10 protein-coding genes are annotated in these 18,410 nt (G+C 65.0%); all 10 read right to left on the bottom strand.

Features of this window, described 5'->3' with window-relative positions; all coding sequences use genetic code 11:
- A partial coding sequence (locus GXP39_18875) for a hypothetical protein (protein NOZ30100.1) occupies positions 1–254 on the bottom strand: 254 nt, incomplete at its 3' end.
- Between the two features lie 498 nt (positions 255–752).
- Complete coding sequence (locus GXP39_18880; protein NOZ30101.1) at positions 753–1,541, bottom strand: DUF72 domain-containing protein; 789 nt, start codon at positions 1,539–1,541, stop codon at positions 753–755.
- 339 nt (positions 1,542–1,880) lie between these two features.
- The gene (locus tag GXP39_18885; protein ID NOZ30102.1) at positions 1,881–4,355 is read right to left on the bottom strand and encodes a DUF2079 domain-containing protein; all 2,475 of its coding nucleotides are present in this window, start codon (positions 4,353–4,355) and stop codon (positions 1,881–1,883) included.
- Entirely contained in the window at positions 4,352–5,977 is a 1,626-nt protein-coding gene (locus GXP39_18890; protein ID NOZ30103.1) for a phosphoglycerate dehydrogenase, read from the bottom strand. Before GXP39_18890 ends, GXP39_18885 begins: the two co-directional genes overlap by 4 nt.
- Before the next feature lie 39 nt (positions 5,978–6,016).
- Positions 6,017–8,398: a DUF2079 domain-containing protein gene (locus GXP39_18895; protein NOZ30104.1), complete on the bottom strand. Its 2,382-nt coding sequence runs from the start codon at positions 8,396–8,398 to the stop codon at positions 6,017–6,019.
- A 116-nt stretch (positions 8,399–8,514) separates the two neighbouring features.
- Positions 8,515–10,839 carry a DUF2079 domain-containing protein gene (locus GXP39_18900; protein NOZ30105.1) on the bottom strand — a complete coding sequence of 775 codons (2,325 nt, stop codon included), beginning with the start codon at positions 10,837–10,839 and terminating at the stop codon, positions 8,515–8,517.
- A 167-nt stretch (positions 10,840–11,006) separates the two neighbouring features.
- Positions 11,007–13,997, bottom strand: coding sequence for a phospholipid carrier-dependent glycosyltransferase (locus GXP39_18905; GenBank protein NOZ30106.1), 2,991 nt, complete (start codon positions 13,995–13,997; stop codon positions 11,007–11,009).
- Between the two features lie 31 nt (positions 13,998–14,028).
- Positions 14,029–16,221: a glycosyltransferase family 39 protein gene (locus GXP39_18910; protein ID NOZ30107.1), complete on the bottom strand. Its 2,193-nt coding sequence runs from the start codon at positions 16,219–16,221 to the stop codon at positions 14,029–14,031.
- Positions 16,222–16,388: 167 nt separating this feature from the next.
- On the bottom strand, positions 16,389–17,135 hold the full coding sequence (locus GXP39_18915; protein ID NOZ30108.1) for a hypothetical protein: 747 nt from the start codon (positions 17,133–17,135) through the stop codon (positions 16,389–16,391).
- 208 nt (positions 17,136–17,343) lie between these two features.
- Complete coding sequence (locus GXP39_18920) at positions 17,344–18,096, bottom strand: hypothetical protein (GenBank protein ID NOZ30109.1); 753 nt, start codon at positions 18,094–18,096, stop codon at positions 17,344–17,346.
- Between the last annotated feature and the right edge of the window lie 314 nt (positions 18,097–18,410).

The raw sequence follows: 18,410 nt of genomic DNA on the forward strand, positions 1-18,410 counted from the left end.
GGGGTGAAGGTCGGCGTGGGGCCCGGGCGTGTCGTGGGCGTGGGGGGGGGGATCGGGGTGGGCGTCGCAGGCGGCAGGATCGCCGTGGCGGGGGCGACACCGGACGCCTGCGCCAGCGCTGGCGTGTTCGTGAGCGAGGTCGGGCGTGGCGTGCGCGTCGGGCGCGGTACAAAGCTGCCGCACGCCAGGATCAGCAGGCTCACGAGGATGGTGATCAGGATGATGATGGGGTTGTGTGCTTTCCGTTGGCCCATGTCTCGTTCGTTCTCTCCGATGGCATTGGCTCTCATGTTGGTGCCGTTGTGCGGCCGAGCGTGGGAGCTCGGCCTGCTGTGTATGGCCGGACTGTCTTCAGCGGCGCCAGCTCCCATGCTGGCGCTGGTGTGCGGCCGAGCGTGGGAGCCTACGGCCTGCGTGTGGCCGGACGCGAGATCTCGGTTCGTTCGTGATCGTGTCTTTAGCGGCGCTGGCTCTCATGCGGGCGCTGTTGTACGGCCGGGCGTGGAAGCTCGGCCTGCGTGTGGCCGGGCGTGAGATCTTGGTTCGTTCGTGATTGTGTCTTCAGCGGCGCTGGCTCTCATGCGGGCGCTGTTATGCGGCCGAGCGTGGGAGCTCGGCCTGCTGTGTATGGCCGGACTATCTTCAGCGGCGCCAGCTCCCATGCTGGCGCTGGTGTGCGGCCGAGCGTGGGAGCCTACGGCCTGCTGGGTGTGCAGCCGGTGTGGGGGCTCGATCGGCTGAGTGTGCCGTCCCTACTCGTCGCTCGCCGACAGGAGTAGCCTGAGCTGGCGGGCGGTGTCCACCGCCTGTCCCTGCCAGTGGTTGTTCGCGAACAGATAGACGCTCTGCGCCTTCTCCGCCAGGGAGCGGATCTTCGGCACCCACTCCTGTAGCTCCTCGACCGAGTAGCTGTAGTCGTACCGCTCCCATGCTTGCTCGTGTTGCCACCACTTGGCCGCGTTGCGCCCGTGGAAGCGTACGTAGGCTACGTCCGCCGTCGCCCGGGCGATGGGTGGCACGAGCCCCCGCAGCCGTGGCTGGTCCACGCAGCAGAACCCCATCCCCAGCCGCTCCAACAGCTCGAAGGTCGCCTCGGTGATCCAGCCTCGGTGGCGGAACTCGACCACCACGGGGAGGTCGGCCAGCCCCTCCCGCAGCCGCGCCAGGTACGCCCGGTTCTCGGCGTTGGCCTTGAAGGAGTACGGGAACTGGGCCAGCACGCATCCGAACTTGTCCTGCTCGATCAGCGGCCTCAGCGCGTCCCGGAACGCGGCGTACGCCTCGGGCGTCGCCTCCTCACGCTTGTGGGTGAGCACGTCCGTCGCCTTGAGCGTGAAGCGGAACCCGGGCGGCACCTTCTCGGCCAGCTGCGCCAGCGTCCTGGCGTTGGGCAGGCGGTAGTAGGTGAAGTTCAGCTCGCAGGCCCGAAACTCCCTGGCGTAGTAGCTCAGCCACTCCTGCTTGGGCAAGTCGGGCGGATAGAAGGGCCCAACCCAGTCGTTATAAGAAAAGCCCGACGTGCCGATATACAGTTCAGCCATCGATCCCCCCTGGCGGCCATTGCCCCCTTGCCAGTTCACCTATTCACCGCCTTGCCGGTCCGAGAATACGACGATGTGATGAAAGACGATAGGCGAAAGATGACCGCGTCCCCGGCTCACCTTGCCACCGTGTCCCGGCTCCCGATCGTGCCATCTGTATCTCACAGATCAGTGGGATGCTCTTGTGGTGTGCGTTCAAATGCGCTCAGAGCGGACAACAGTTCGCGACACCGACACGGAGATGGTTATCCTCTTTGAGCGGGTTCGTCGTCCGCCTCCTCGCTGACTCGCCTCCTCGCTGACTCGCTTCCTCGCTGATTCGCCTCCTCGCTGATTCGCTCACTTGCCCACCCGCACCGTCTGCTCCAGCCGGGCGTGGTCGGAGCCGTCCACCAGCGGCAGGCGGGTCACGGTGGCCGGGTCGTACATGCCCACGGCCAGCCAATATTCCCCTTCCGGCGCATCGGGCGCCACCGACACCGGGTGGACGTCCGTCACGACCTCGCCGGGGAGCCATCCGCTCATGGGCAGACCGCCGCCGCCCGGCGGGCTGTCGTGCTGCCCACGCAGCCCGTCCGGGCCCACCAGGTGCACGAAGACGGTGTAGTTCGGCGAGGGTGCATCGCCCGCCTTCCAGTATAGCGTGACCTTCAGCTCCTCGCCCGGCTTGACGCGTGTGGGCTCCAGGTCGTATCCCAGCAATTGCACCCCGTTCTGCCACTGGGCCTTCTGGGTGTACTGCATGCGCGGCGGCCCGAAGCGGCGCCACCGCTCAATGCGCATCGGCATGCCGCCCAGGTCGGTGCGGAAGGCCATCAGCTCCACCAACGTGCCGTCGGAGGCCAGTGGCATCAGCAGGCGGGAGTCCACCACCCGGGGGCGCAGCCGGGCGCCCATGTCCCACGGATCCGTGCCCCGCACCACGCCCAGCGCCACCCGGTACTCCGGGTATTGCGCCGTCCACCACGGCATGTCGCTGATCTCCAGCTTGATCGTCTCGCCGGGTTGCCAGCGACTGGTGGGATACCAATACTGTACCCCGGGCCGCTCCGTCAGGTCCATGCCGCCGATCACCTGGCCCTCGCCGTCCAGCAGGTAGAGCGCGATGGCGTAATCCTCGTCCATGGGGCGCAGCGCCTGGAAGTAGAAGAAGAACCGCAGCGGGGTCTGGGGCATCTCCGTGTGACGGCCGCTCCACAGGTCGAACCCGATCAGCCGCAGCGCGGGCTCGCCCTCGCCCGGCGGGGTGAATTCCACCACGGCCTTGTAGTCGGGCCGGGGATCGTCTACCCGGGCGAAGTCGTAGAAGCCATCGGGCAGCGGCTGCGGGGGAGCGCCGCGCTTCAGGAGCAGATAGCCGTCCTCCGCCCGCACGATGCCGAACTCACCCTCCCGGATCATGGCCTCGATATCGGCGAACATGTTGCGCTTGTTGGCCAGCGAGGAGACGTCCACGAAGATGTACTCCGCGTCCCCCACGTAGGGGAAGCGGTAGAGCACGCGCCGCTGGGAAACGTGCGGGTTCAGGTTGGGCTGGGCGGACACGGAGGCGTCGGGCGGGATCTGGCGGGCGATCTCCTCGCCCAGCCGGTGGTGCTCGGTGACCCGATAGGGCTCGAAGGCCCGGGCCAGCGGCGTGTAGCCGTGGTAGTAATGGTAGAAAAGGGCGGCCGCCAGGGCCCAGGTGGTGATCGCCGCCACGGCGATGGGGCGGCGGCCGGGCCATCTGCGCTCGACCCATTCGCATAGCCAGGCGCTACCCAGGACAGCGGAGATCATCAGGCCCGGCACGATGGGGGCGACGTAGTGGTACTTCTGCACGAAGTGCATCGGCTCGTGATCGCTGAGCAGGTTGATGGCCAGGTCGGGCAGGGCGAAGCTCAGCGTGATCGGGTGGAGCAGGGAGAGGAACCCCACCTGGAAGAACAGATCCCGCAGGTAGGCCAGGTTGCGTGAGGTCAGCAGCGCGCCCAGGACCACGTCCGGGCGCAGGATGATGGCGCGGGCCAGGCCCAGCGGGCCGTCGCCGATGTCGCCGTAATAGCGCAGATAAGGGGATCGATCCCCCTCGAAGTACGGGATGATGACGCCCACGGCCAGCGCGAACCAGACCAGGGCCACGGCCGCCGCGGCCAGCCCCTGACGGGGGCGTCGCAGCCGCCAGGCGATGTACAGCCCCATCAGGAAGACGGTCGCCGGGATCTCCTCTTTGGTCGCCATGGCCAGGATGGCGAAGAGCCAGAAGAGGCCGAAGCGGCCCTTTTGTGCGTAGTAAAAGGAGAAGAGCAGCAGCGGGGCGGCCAGCGAGACGGCGTGGAACTCCCACAGGTTGGCGGCCTCCAGGCCGGGCAGCAGCAGGTAGATGGCGGCGAAGGCGACGCCGGCCCAGCGGCGTTTCAGCTTCTCCGCGGCCAGCCAGTACACCGGCCAGGCGCCCAGCGCCAAAACCACGGTTTGCAGCACCAGCAGCGCCTCGGGCGAGGACCAGACCCAGTAGATGGGCGCGATGAGGAAGTAGATGGGCTCGAAATGCATGGCCATCCGGTTGTCCGTGGCTAGGTCCAGGTCGACCCCCCGCCAGTTGGTGAAGGCCAGCGGCCGGCCGTGGGCCGTGTTCCACACCGCCTGATCCACGTTGCCCAGGTCGAAGGCGTTGGTCATGAAGGCGCGATGGCGCGTCACCGAGAGCCAGGTGAACAGCCCGGCGTACGCCAGGACCAACGCCCACACGGCGAGGGTATAGGGTAGGGTATGACGTAGCGGCGATCCATGAATCGCCGCTACGTCTTGGGTGATTCGTCGTTCGTCTCTCACGGCAGCTCGATGAATTTGACCCAATAGGTGTAGGGCATCTTCGCGATCTTCTCCATCAGCTCGTCGGGGACGGGCTCGTCCAGGCCGAGCACCATGATGGCCTTGCCGCGTGGCGTGCGGCGTCCCACGTGCATGAAGGCGATGTTGATGTCGTTTTCGCCCAGCAGAGTGCCCAGCCGCCCGATCACCCCCGGGCGATCCTGGTGCCGATCCAGCAGCAGGTAGCCCCGGGCCGGGAAGGCCACCCACAGATCGTCGATGGCGACGATGTAGGGCTCGTCTTGCAGCACCGTGCCGCGCAGGGTGAGCGTCGCCTCGCTCATCGCCAGTTGGAGCGTGAGCATGTTCTCGTATCGCTCGTGGTGATGGCGCTGCTTATGCTCGATCAGCGTCAACCCGCGCCGCTCGGCGATGACAGTCGCGTTGACCAGGTTGATCCGCTCATCGACCACGTCCTCCAGCAGGCCCTTGAGCGCGGCGGCGCACAGATAGGTCATGTCGTATTCCGCGATGGGCCCGTGAGCGGTGAGCTCGACCTGCTGGACGTTGGCGTGCTCGAACTGGGATGCGAAGCGCCCCATCCGTTCGGCCAGATCGATGTAGGGGGTCAGCGCATCCATCGCCTGCGGCGGTACGATGGGCACGTTCACCGCATTGCGCGCGATCTTCCCGTCCAGCACGGCCAGCACCTGCTCCGCCACGTCGACGGCGACCCGTTCCTGCGCCTCCGTGGTGGATCCGGCGATATGCGGGGTGAGCACCACGTTGGGATGGGTGCGCAGCGGATCGTCCGGCGCCAGCGGCTCGTGCTCGTAGACGTCCAGCGCGGCCCCCGCCACCTGGCCGGACTCCAGCGCCTCCAGCAGAGCGTCCTGATCGACGATCCCGCCGCGAGCGCAGTTCACGATGCGCACGCCACGCTTGCAGCGGGCCAGCGCCTCCCGGTTGAGCAGGCCACGCGTGCTGTCGGTGAGGGGCATGTGCAGGCTGATGAAGTCGGACTCGGCCAGCAGTCGATCGAGCGGGACCAGCTCCACGGCCAGGTTGGCCGCGTACTCCTCGCTGACGTAAGGATCGTAAGCGATCACCTTCATGCGCAGCCCGTGGGCGCGGCTGGCCACCAACGACCCGATGCGGCCCAGGCCCAGGATGCCGAGCACCTTGTCCTGGACCTCGACGCCGATGAACCGGCGCCGATCCCACTCGCCACGCCGCATGGAGGCATCCGCTTGCGGGATGTTGCGGGCCAGCGCCAATAGAAGCGCGATGGCGTGCTCGGCGGCGGCCACCACGTTGCCGGTGGGGGCGTTCACCACGATCACGCCCGCCTGTGTGGCCGCTTCCACGTCGATATTGTCAATCCCAACGCCCGCCCGGCCGATCACCTTCAATCGGGTGGCCGCGGCGATCATGTCCGCCGTCACGCGCACGCCGCTGCGCACGATGAGGGCGTCGTACTCCGGCAGGATAGCCAGAAGCTCTTCCGGCTTCAGCGGATACCGCTCATCCACGTCGGCTCGCTCGCGTAGCAGTTTCACACCTGCTGGGGACAGCGGGTCGGCGATCAGAATCCGGGGCCGATCGTTCGCCTCATCCCTCGTTTGCGCAGGAGATTCGTTCATGGTACGTAGCAACGTCTCCCTCCTTTCGCTTTTCCGGCCTTAACGCACGGTGATGGGTTGAGATAGGAGCACCCGATCGCCCTGGGGAGCGCCGTTCGCGTCCGTCACCGGCAGGCGAACCCCCGAGTCGGACAGGTACATGCCTACCTCTATCTGGTACAGGCCGGGCGACGCCTCTGGCGCCACGGCAAAGCGAACGTCGTCCACCACGATTTCCCCCGGCATCCAGGTATACGTCGGCCGCAGCCCCCTATCGGGGAGGCTGTCTCGTTGGCCGCGCACCTGGTTCTCGCCATCGAGCAGGTGGACAAAGACGGTATAGGATTGGGTGATGGGAGCGCGCGCCCGCCAATACAGGCGCACGCGCAGCTCCTGCCCCGGCCGCACCTTCGTGGGCCGCACGTCGTATCCCAGGAGGCGCACCTGGCCGCCCAGGTCCGCGTTGACCTGATGGGCCATGCGGGGCGGCGTGAACTGGCGAGGGGGGACCTCCTCCGCCGCTCCCCACAGTCGGTTGCGCAACGTAGCCAGTTGCAGCAGCGTGCGCTCCCCCGGGAGGCGCACCTGCCAGCGTGACGTGATCACCTGAGGGGGCAAGCGGCGTCCCAATGCCCAGACATCATCCCCTTCGTAGACCCCTAGCGCCACGCCGAATTCCGGGATATCCCGGGTCCACCAGGTGACCGGGTTGAACTCGATGCGGATGATCTCGCCGGGCTGCCAGCGGCTGGTGGGATACCAGACCAGGGCGGCCGGGGGTTCCGTGGTCGCCCCAACGACGGAGCCGTCCGGGTCGAGCTGAAACAGCGCGATCTGGTAGTCCGTCGTCAGCGGCCGCAGCGCCTCCATGTACAGCGTGTACAGGCGCTCGTCCCCGCGGCGGCCGCGGATGTCGTAGCCGTGCAGGCGCAGCGCGTCCCCGAAGTCGACCGTCAGGGGATATTCGGGGGCCGGGTCACGGACTCGCAGAAAATCGTAGAACGCGTCGGGGAGCGGCCGTTGCGGCGCGCCCCGGCGCAGCAGGATGTATCCATCCTCCGCAGCGACGAGGCCGAACTCGGGGCTGCCGACCACCTCGTCCCGCATCCAGGTCAGGAAGTTGTCCTTGTTGGCCGTGAACGTGGCCGCATCCAGCAGCAGATACTCGGTATTCAGCGAGTAGGGGAACAGGTTGATGCGATCGCGCTGGCTGAAGTGCGGGTTCAAGTTATGCTGCGCCGAGAGGCTGGCGTCGTCCGGGATCAGCCGGGCGATGTCTGCCAGCCGTCGGGCGTGCTCCGTCACCCGGGGCCAGACGAACCCTTCGGCCAGCGGGGTGAACCCGCGGTAGTAGTGATATCCCAGGGAGCAAGCCAGGACCCACAGGCTGAGGAGCGTGGCGATGCGGCGTGTGCGGCCTGGATCCCCCCGCCCAAGCCGGCGGCTCAGCCAGGCGGCTCCCATGATCCCGGACACGATCACGATGGGGACCAGCGGGGCGGCGTAGTGGTACCGCTCCAGGTAATGCATCTGCGGGTTGTCGCTGATGAGGTTGACCAGCAGGGAAGGGGCCAGCATGGCCAGGGTGGCCGGGCTGAGCAGGGAGAGCCACCCGACCGGCATGAGCAGCCGAAGCACATATTTCAGGTTGTCTCGGGTGAGCAGCCGGGCCAGCGTGAGCACCATGGGGGCCCCGCCCTCGCCCACCAATCCGGCCGAGTCGTAGTATTCCAGATACGGCGAGCGGCCGCTGGTGTTGTACATCGGCACGATCACGAAGGCCGCCACCAGGAACCAGACGACGCCGATGATGGCCACCGGGATCCCCAGTCGGGGCTTTCTTTGCACGAATGCGGCATACAGCCCCATCATGGCGACCAGCAAAGGCATCTCCTCCTTGGTGGCGGCGGCCAGCAGCGCGAAGATCAGGAACATGCGGGTGCGGCCGGAGAGCAGCCCGTAGGCGGCGAAGAGGAGCAGGCTGGCGGCCAGGGTCACCGCGTGGAAGTCGAAGCGGTTGGCGGCCTCCAGCGCCGGGAACAGCAGGTATGCGGCCGGGAAGACAACGGCCGGCAGGCCGTCCCCCAGCCGATCTCGGGCCAGCCAGTAGGCGGGCAGCGCGCCCAGGGCGATCACGACCGACTGGAGGACCAGCAGCGCTCGGGGATCGCTCCAGATCCAGTACAGCGGCGCGATGAGGAAATAAATGGGCTCCACGTGCATGGCCAGCCGGGTGCCCGCCTTAAAGGTCTTGGCTCGTCCCTCCCAGTTGGTGAAGGCCAGCGGCTGCCCCCTCGCCGTGTTCCACACCGCCTGATCCACGTTGCCCAGATCGTACGCGTTCGTCTGCAACGCCTCGTGGCGGGCGATCGTCAGCGCGCTGAAGAAGATCATATAGGCAGCCATGAGGAGGAGCACGATCAGGAGAGCGGGTTGTCGCATCGTCTTACGTTTTGCGCGATACGCAATACGTAATACGTAATCCACAATGCGTGTTGCGTATTGCGTGTTGCGTGCTGCGTGTTGCGTGTTGCGTGGTGCGTGTTGCGTGTGGGTGCTCATCGGACGCGCACCGCGTTCTCTAGGAGGATGTGATCGCCTAGGGGAGTGCCATCCGGCCCCGTCACCGGCAGGCGAGCCCCTGTGGCGGGATCGTACAGGCCCACCGCGATGGCATAGCTTCCGGGGGGCGCGTCGGCGGCGACCTGGAACGCGTATGGGTCCCGCACCTCATCCCCGGTCGTCCACAGCGGTAGCGGCTGCGTGCCGAAGACGGGCGGGTTGTCCTGTTGCCCTCGCAGGGTGCCTTGCTCGTCGATGAGATGGACGAACACGGTGCGGGCGGGCGGGCTCGTCGTCAGGGCGCGCCAGTATAGCGTCACGCGTACGGTCTCCCCTGGTTGTACCTTGGGCGTCTCCACGCGATAGCCCACCAATTCGATCAGATCCCCCATCCGGGCGCCGACCTGATGCGGGACGCGCTCCGGCAGGCGATCCCGATATTCCGGTATCGGCGCTGGGCGACGCTTGCCCTGACGGAAGCGCATCAGGTGCAGGATCGTCCCGTCGCCCAAGAGCCGGGGGGCCAGTTGGCTCTCCCGTATCTGTGGCCGGAGCCGGGCCCCCACGTCCCATGCGTCGGACCCGTCCAGGATGCCCATCCCCACGGAGAACTCCGACAGCTCGCCCGACCACCAGGTGAACGTGTCGGCGATCACCCGGATCGTCTCCCCCGGCTGCCAGCGGCTGGTGGGATACCACACCAGCGTCATCTGCGGGATCTCCGTCGCGCCGCGGAGCTGATAGCGCTCGTCGGCCAGGTAGAGCGTGATGGCGTAATCCCGCTTCAGCGGGCGCAACGCCTGGAAATAGAGCGCGTAGAACGGCTCGCCGTAGCGTCGGGGCAGGATATCGAACCCCAGGAAGCGAACGGCATCGCCGAAGTCCACCACGGCCGGGTACTGTGGATTGGCCTCGGACGTGCGGGCGAAATCGAAGAACGCATCGGGCAGCGGCCGTGGCTCGGCACCACGGCGCAGGAGGACATACCCGTCGGCCGCGTCGATCACGCCGTACCCCGGCCGCTCCACGACGTTCTCTTTTAACCAGGCGTGCATGTTGCGGTAATTGTAACCGGGATACGTGGTAACGTCCAAAAGCAGGTATTCGCCGCTGACGTCATAGGGGATGATCGTGATGCGCTCTCGCTGGGAGAGGTGCGGGTTCAGGTTCTGTTGGGTGGATACGCTGGCGTCCGGGGGGATCTGCGCCAGGAAACGACGCAGCAGGCGATGATGATCCGTCCTCTCGGGGGGGCGGTAGTCGGGAGCCAGCGGCGTGAATCCCCCCTGGTACTGGGCGATCAGGCTGCAGATCAGCACCAGTCCGGCGAGCCCTCCGACCCATCGCTCCCTCGGCCAGGGTGTCCGCCGATCGAGCCATCGGCTCAGCCACGCTGCGCCCATCACGGCGGCGACGGCGACCACCGGCGCGATGGGAGCCACGTAGTGTCGGCCCAGGACGTGCTGGGTGGGGTTGTTGCTGAGCAGGTTGAGGGCGATGGACGGGGTGGCGATCAGCAGCGTCGGCCACCCGGCGATGGGGGTGAACGCCATGGGCCACAGCAGCCCGGCCATGTAACGTACGGTCTCCCAACTGAGCAGGGTGCGGATCATGGCCACCACCAGGGTGGGGAGGCTGGAGATCGTGAGCCCGCCCGGGCCCAACACATCCGCATAGCGGTCCAGGTACTGGGATTGCCCGCCCAGCGTGTAGTGCGGGATGATCACAAAAACGGCGACGATGAACCACGCCGCCGCCGCTGCGATCGTGACGAGCCCGGCGGATCGTTCCCGTTCCCAGATCAGCGCATATAGCCCCATCATCCCGACGAGCAGCGGCATGTCCTCCTTGGTGGACATGATGAGGATGACCAGCAGGGTGAACCACCCCCATCGTCGGCGGCGTAGCGCCCAGAAGGCGAAGGGGACCAGCCCTCCGACCAGGGTGACGGCGTGAAAGTCGTCCAGGAGCGCCCATTGCAGCGGCGCGTAGAGGAGGAAGGCTGCCACCATGGCGATTGCCGGCCATGGCCGTCCGAGCGCGTCCAGGGCCAGCCGATAGATGGCGAGGCCGCCCAGGGCGACGACGACCGCCTGCAAGATCAGTAGCAGCCGGACGTCGCTCCAGATCCAGTACAGCGGCGCGATGAGCAGGTAGATCGGCTCGAAGTGCATGGCCAGGCGGGAGGGATAGCGGAAATCATCGCTCTTGCCGATCCAGTTGGTGAATTGGAGGACGCGGCCGTGGGCCGTGTTCCACACCGCCTGATCCACGTTGCCCAGGTCGTAGCCCCGGGAGTTCAGCGTCTCATGTCGGAGCACGGACAGGTAGCCGAACCAGACAGCATAGGACAGTATCAGGATACAAGATGCAAGATGCAGGATCCAGGATGCAGAGCGTGAGCCCTGCTGTCCTGGATCTTGTGCCCTGGATCTTGTATCTTGGATCCTGTATCTTGTATCCTGGACCCTGTATCTTGTATCCTGCCTCACTGTCCCACCTCGATCGAGCCCAGCTCGATGTAATCTCCCCGGCCGTGCTCCCCGGTCACCGGCAGTCGTTGCCAGGTGACGGGATCGTACAGGCCGACGCGCAGGCTGTAACGGCCGGGGGGCGCCTCCGATGACAGGATCACCTTGTAGTCGTCCTGCAGAACCTCGCCAGGTACCCAGGTCGTGGTGGGGGCCTCCCCATTCAACGGCTCGGAGTCCCTCTGCCCACGGATCTGCCCGTTTTCGTCGACCAGATGGACGAACACCTTGTACGGCCTGTCCATCTCCGCCAGCGCCTGCCAGTAGAGGGTGATGGAGAGCACATCGCCCGGGGTGGCCTGTCGGGGCTGAATGTCGTATCCCAGCAGGCGGACGGCCTGGCCGAGGACGGCCTCGGTGGAGAACGGCGGCGTGGGGAGCTCGTATCGGTGCGGGCGGGCGATGACGTCCACCTCTCCCAGCGACACCTCGTTCAGGAGGCTTCCATCCTCCTGCCCGATCTGCAGGAGGAGCTCATAACGGCCGCTGGGCACCCGGGCGGGGAGCAGCGCCTGCCACTGCTCTCGGACCACCTCGCCCTTTTCCCACGACGCGGGCGGATACATCTCGCTGATGAGGTGCGGCTGCCTGCGTTGCCATATCTGGTCGCCCTGGCGCAGCCGGAGCGAGACCTGGAAGGAAGCGTCTCCCCGTCTCAGGCGCTGCCAGAACAGCGTGAGCGGGATCGTGTTGCCCGCCTGCACGGGGCCGGTGGGCCGGTCGTATCCCAGCAGGCGGAGCGGGCCCACGTCAACGGACTGGCGATAGGCGATCTCCATCTCCTGCGGGTTGGGGTACTTGCCCGGGCGGGTCACCTCGATCTCCCCGATGGCCGCCTCGGCTCCCTGCGGGTTCCCGGCCGCGTCCCGGACCTCCAGCGCGTGTCCCAGCTGGGGGGAATACCATCCGATCTCGATCTCGTATCGGCCGGGAGGGGTGCCGGGCAGGACCGTCAGCCGGTGCGCGTCCCGCAGCACCTGGCCCGGCCTGAGCTGATCGATGGGCAGGTATCCCTCCAGCAGCGGCGTATCCGAGCGCCCCCAGCGATTGCCGTGCGGATCGCGAATCCCCATGTAGACCGTGGAATCCGGCGGCGGCGGCTTGAGGATCTCCCAGTAGAAGGTCACGACCAGCTCTCCGCCGGAGGCGACCTGGGGCGTGGTCAGATCGTAGCCCAACAGGCGGACCTGCCCCCCGAAGGTCATGGAGAGCGGGACCTGGATGCGCCCCAACTCCTCAGGCAGGGGGACGGGGCCGGGATAGACGCGCACATAGTCGACGCCGTGGATACGCACGGTGTACAGGGGAACCTGGGAGGCGAAGTAGTCGATCATCTTCGCCTCCGGCACCCTGCGCTGGAACTGGTTGATGTACAACACCACGCGATGCGCGTTCGTCCAGGGCCAGGTGTTCGTGGACCAGCTCTTGCGTACATCGAAGGTGGTGCCCCGGAAATAAGGGGCGAAGGCCTCCGCATACCAGCTGGCCGCCGTGATGTTCGTGCTGTCCGGTTCCCCGTTGAGCCACCGGGCGGCCCGGTCCAACCCCTCGCCGTTGCCGATCATCAGCACTCGCTGAGCGACCCGGGCGCCGCCCAGCAGGGGGTTGTAGTAGGTCAGGTAGTAGGGGAAGGAGCAGGCCAGGAAGACGAGTTGGGCCAGCCCCAGCACGGCCGCCGTCGTCATGTCCTGAGCGATCAGCCACTGGCCGAACGTGCTCTCCTGCAGGGATCTCCGTGCCCGCTCGGTCCATCGCGCGGTCCAGGCGCCGATCTCCCGCCATCCCGATGCGGCCAGCAGCGCCAGCGAAGGGATCATGGGGATGATGTATCGGTCGATCTTGGTCATGCTGAGGGTCGTGATGGCGAGGATGACCAGCGGGATGAGGGTGACGGCCGTCAGCTCGGGGACGTGGTCCATGCGACGACGTAGCCGTGGAACGGCCAGCGCGATCAGGCCGGCGACCAGCCCGATCTGCAGGATCGGCGATAGCCGGTAGGCCAGCACGAACGGATAGAACAGCGGACCCGGCGAGCGGGTGAAGTGCCCCAGGAAGAACTGATTGTGCCCATCGGCCTCTTCTTGCAGGTCATGGTACAGCAGCTTGAGGGTCTGCATCGGCGCGGACCACACCGCCGGCCAGAGGAGGCAAAACACGATCAGGATGATGCCCCCCCAGATCGCCAGGTCGATGGCCTGCCGCCTCCATCCCTGGCGAGGGAAGCTCTCCTGCCAGACGCCCAGCTCGATGAGGATCACCCACGCGGCGACGGCCGGCAGGGAGAAGAGGGCCGGGATCTTTGAGGAGGTCGCCAGGCCCATCAGGATGCCCGAGGCGGCCAGCCAGCGGCGGTCCCGATCGCCGCGAAGGTAGAGAAGCAGCAGGAGAAGGCCCAGGATGCCGAAGTCGGCCTGGAAGGCGTCGGTGGTGATGGCGCGCTGGTAGGCCAGAAAGTAGGGCTCCAGCGCCAGCAGGACGGTGGCTCCCAGCGCCACCGGACGGCCCACCAGCCTCCGGGCGAGAAAGTAGAACCCGGCCATGGAGGCCGATGTGACGATGGCCTGGGCCAGGCGGGCCGACGCGTAGAAGCTGACCGGGAAGAACGGCCACGTGGTCAGCATCTGGAGGCAGGCGTGCAACGAGTCCGCCTGGTCCATGCCCAGGATGGTCGGGAACCAGTTGCGGAAGAGGCAGCGCACACCCGATACGGCGCCGATCATCCACATGTTGGGGACGCCGGGGTGGTGCCGGATATACGTGCCTGGCAGGTCGCCGTTGAGCAGCGCCAGCAGGAAGCGCGGCCCCCGGCGGATCCATAGCCCCTCGTCGATGTTGATGGGCACATGGATGGCCAGGACGCGCAGGAAGAGCGAGACCAGGAAGACCCCGATCAAGAGCGTGCGTTCGGAGATGTCCGATTGCCTTGGGAGAGGAGTCGATCGTCTCATGCCAAAGATCTCCTGCGTCGATCGCCGGACCTCATGGCTCGTGAGCGACGGTGATGCGGACGGGCAGGATGTAGCGGTCGTCCGTTGCGGCAGAGGATCCCGAGCGAATATTCAGCCGTTGTCCTGTGTTGAGATCATACCAGCCCACTTCCAGTTTGTATACACCCGGCGGCGTCTCCGGTGGGACGGGGAACCTGTACACCTCCACGATCACCTCGTCCAGCAGCCACTCGTTCGTGGGGTAGGCGCCCTCCCGTGGCGGCTTGTCCTGCTGCCCCCACACCCGGGACTCCGTCTCGTCCAACAGATGCACGAAGGCGGTGTATCCGACGCGCATCCGGCCCAGACGCTGCCAGTACAGCGTGACCTCCATCTCCTGCCCGGGTCGCACCTCCGTCCGGGCGACGTCGAAGCCGCGCAGCGCGATGCGGCCGTCGAAGTTCACATCGGCCGGATACATGGGGAGGTGAGGCAGGTGGAAGATGTGCTCGGGCGTCTCCCGCAGGATGATCGGCTGCTGGGGTGCGTTGGGGTTTCGCCGGTAGATGAGGTACTCGATGGTCTCTCCCCTCCGGTCGTAATCGACCAGCTCCCATCCCGGGAGGGGGCGGGCGTACATGAACTTGTCCGGCTCGTGATAGAGGATCCAGTCCTGGAAGACGGCCAGGCGGCGGGCGTACTGGCGGGGCGTGACGATCAGCCAATCGATCCGGCGCTCGTCCATGTAGGCCAGCAGCTCCTCCAGGCCTCCCATGGCCGGGATCGAATCGCGCTGCCCGGGCAGGTTCGCGTACCACTCCATGCGGAACTCCCGCTCCGGCCCCAGGATGTAGCGATCCTCGGGCGTGAGGTGCGTCGCCAGCCACTCCCGCAGCGCGGCCACCTCCGGTGCCTCCCGGGCGGGCGGGATGTCCAGGCGGGCGGCCGCATATCCCCACGCTCCGACCATCCCCAGCGCGAGCAGTGCCGACAGCCCGATGGCGGCCGGGCGTTGGCGCCAACCTGTGGGGGGGCGCCATGGCGTGTTGCGCCGGGCCGCCAGCCGCCGGGCCACCTCGCCGATCGTCCGGAAGGCGACCAGGTATGTGATGGGGACGATGGGCAGCGTGTAGTGGGGCAGGAACCACACCCGGGTCATCCACCCGAAGAAGAGCACGAACTCGGCGAAGGCCAGCCCGAACAAGATGCGCTCCGGAACCGGCCCCACGGCCAGGAACCCGGCGATCGCCAGCGCCAGCAGGGCGTATCCGGCGATCTGGGAGTCCACCGGGCCGCCGAGCATTTGCGCTTGCAGGGCGAGCTGTTTGCGGGTGCCATCCACGAGGCGGCGGACCATATCGGCCACGGTGTGGGTGCGCAGATAGCCGGCCAGAGAGGCGCCGTGCTGGCGGAACGCCTCCGTGCGGCTCGTCTCGTATTGATCGATCCACATCAGCCGGGTGTTCGCGTTGTAGAGCGGGTTCCCAGTCATGCGCAGGTTGCGGATCATCAGCGGCGATGCGACCAGGACGAAGGCGGCCAGCGCCAGCCAGAACGAACGCTCTCGCCAGAAGCGGCGGCCGCGAGCTGCGATCCAGGCCAGCAGCGCGGGCACGATGAGGAAGAACCCGTTGCTCTTGGCCAGGAAGCTGAGCCCCATCAGCGCGAAGCCGACGGGAAGCCAGCCGGGCCGCTGCATGCCCCGGGCCAGGACGAGCAGCGTCAGCGCGACCAGGGGGACGAAGATCACCTCGGCGCCGACCACGGCGATGCTGTGCAGGTAATATGGATTGGTCGCCAGGGCGAGCCCCAGTGCCAGGCTGGGGAGGAGCCCGTACCAGCGCCAGGTGACCAGGAACAGGATCGCCAGTCCGATCAGGCCCAGCCGGAAATCGAGGGCGCGAGCCCGGTCGAAGGTGGACAGCGACCGCTCGGCGAAGGTGGACAGCAGCGCCATGTAGAGTGGGCCGCGCTCCGCCCGGGTGAAGGAGCCGTCCAGGAGGCCGCGTAGCAGCCCCAATGGCCCGCCCCACGTCTCCCGGATCTCGATCCCACCGTTGAGGTAGGCGATCTCGTCGTCGGTGGCCCAGGTGTTGCGAGCCAGCTCCGGTCCCACCCGGGCGGTATAAACGGCGAGCACCAGGAATAGCCCGGCCAGCCCGGCGAGCCACGTGGCCCAATCCACGCGCTCGCGCGGCCCGGATACTTCCAGCGGGATCGGGGTCTCCTTCTCACGGATGACCAAAGCCGGCGTGTCTCCTTTCCCGATCGGGGTGCGGCGCGCTACCGCAGCGCGCCGCACCTTATGATAAGACAAGTGGACGTTCTTGCCAAAAGGGGTTGTCTCAGATGCTTGCCGGGGGGCTGATCGAGGTGGGAGGGGGAGGGGTGAGGAGGTATGCCCCTGTCGCCTTATCGCCTGCCGAACGCGAACCAGATCCCCGAGAGAGATCTGTACAGGAAGGCGATCCCAACGAGAATGCCGACGACCGACAGTCCTATCTTGACGTAGATCGACGTGAACTCGCTTAGGATTTCGGCGCGCCGTAGCTCGTCATCGTTCATCTTCTGTTGATAATAGGCCATCGCATCACGGATGACGCTTGCATGCTGAGATTGTTTTTCCACTTCGCGCAGCACATGCTCCTGATAGAGGTCGAGTTTCGCATCGCGCTCACGGAGCGTCAGGTTCTCCCAATCCCGCAGCAGATCGCGAAGAATGGTCACCATTTCGATTTGGGGTTCCAGCGTCTGCACCAGGCTTTGTTGATAGCGCACGAGCACCGGGGTCGAAAAGTGTGTCCCCTCCACATCGCCTTTTAGAGCTGTGAGTGTCACCAGTATGGATTGAGCCTGTCCCTGTGATTGGGCTCGAAACTGTGGATCGAGCTGTGGGGCGTGTTTTACGGCGGATATTTGGCGATACAGATGGATGATGTCCTGGGAGCGTTGATATTCTGGGCGATTCCATGAGATGATCAACTGCATTGCGTAATCGTTTTCCGCGATCTCCCTCGCGATCTCGGCGCGCGCGGCGTTCAATTGGTGCAGGTCCTCTCGGAAGTCAAACAGCAGGTAGGCGCCTCCGCCGATGAGACCTATGTTGAGCATGAGTGATATGACGGCTCCCAACGCTGCTTCGGCGAACTTCTCTTTCATGCTTCGTGGCCTTCTCTACCAAATCCCGGGGCTCGGTCGACAGCCGATGAGAAGGGCAAGATAAAACGCAACCGGGATTAATGCCCAATATGAGCTCAGGGCGAGCGGTGAGGATTCGACGTGGCCGGTTCACTGCTTGCTTTGCAAATCACGCCCGCTTTCTCGCGAGGTATGGTGTATGGTTGCTGTTGCTGCTAGATTGGGCAGCTTATAGCCAATCGGTATTGATAGAGCTCAGCGTAAAGCTATCTCTGTTGCTTTGAACAATAAACACCGTGTGAAATAATGTTAGGAGAGATGAAATTTTATAGGCACAGCGTTTGTATATTTCCATATTGGCAAAGTGATATGCGTCGTAAAGTAATAATATTTTCGGGTCAGTAATCCTACTTAGTTTATGGTGTTTAGAACATATTCGTTCCTCAAGCAAACTGCAGACCTCCTCTACTATTTCATCTTCCCACTTCTCTCTACCCGGACCAGCTTTTCCGATGTAACTTTTTTGGTCATGCAGTTTCCTGATAGTACACTTCTGTCCAGCGCTTTCAAAGACGACTTGCTCAGGTGCCGCGCTCATGCTTTGGGTTGTCTTGACATAAGCCAAGAGATCGCGAGACAATTGGTCTTGGATATCTCTGAGATTAGTGATTGGTTGGGAAAAACTCACCAAGTATGCACCATGTAGGAAATTGCCACTTCTTGCATTTACCTCAACCTCGTCCACGATTTGCCAGAGTGATGCAATAATTCCGATTTGTGATAGTTTAAGGGGGCCTATTTTTGTCTTTCCGACTAAGGTGGTTACTTCGACGGCGTATTTGGTGTCATCCAGATGTAGGAAGTAATCAGGGGGCTCGTGCTTGTGTGCGACGCATTCCCAGAGAATTGATTTACAACTTGATCTTTCTCTTACGAACTCATCAAATTTCAACTTGCAGATTTTTTCGCTTTTCGATTTCATGGCTTTCTCTCTTGCGAGGCCATATCGGATGTGTGGTCGCGCTCAATGCTATCGGAGAGCGAGGAAGTGATACACGATCCCTGAGTAGGGATGGTCCCACCTTACTCTCTTGTTGTCCCTCTTTCAGTGTGGAGGCTCGACGTATGATATCAGTATAACGGTTTCGCTCAGGCGCTGTCAAGTGTTGTGAGTGTCGGTTACCAGGATCAATCCAAACTTCTTGATCTGAGATGATGTGTTGTGTGTTGTTTCGGCGCCGGAAAACGGCTCTTATCTCCCGGACCTCCTTCTCCCGGGTCTGGGGGAAGGGAGCT

The organism is Chloroflexota bacterium, assembly GCA_013152435.1.
In the GTDB taxonomy this organism is placed as follows: Bacteria; Chloroflexota; Anaerolineae; order DUEN01; family DUEN01; genus DUEN01.

What these genes read in the sequence shown, in the direction of transcription:
- GXP39_18915 (NOZ30108.1), bottom strand. Translation starts at nt 17,135, where the DNA reads ATGAAAGAGAAGTTCGCCGAAGCAGCGTTGGGAGCCGTCATATCACTC.
- GXP39_18895 (NOZ30104.1), bottom strand. Translation starts at nt 8,398, where the DNA reads ATGCGACAACCCGCTCTCCTGATCGTGCTCCTCCTCATGGCTGCCTAT.
- GXP39_18905 (NOZ30106.1), bottom strand. Translation starts at nt 13,997, where the DNA reads ATGAGACGATCGACTCCTCTCCCAAGGCAATCGGACATCTCCGAACGC.
- GXP39_18880 (NOZ30101.1), bottom strand. Translation starts at nt 1,541, where the DNA reads ATGGCTGAACTGTATATCGGCACGTCGGGCTTTTCTTATAACGACTGG.
- GXP39_18920 (NOZ30109.1), bottom strand. Translation starts at nt 18,096, where the DNA reads ATGAAATCGAAAAGCGAAAAAATCTGCAAGTTGAAATTTGATGAGTTC.
- GXP39_18890 (NOZ30103.1), bottom strand. Translation starts at nt 5,977, where the DNA reads ATGAACGAATCTCCTGCGCAAACGAGGGATGAGGCGAACGATCGGCCC.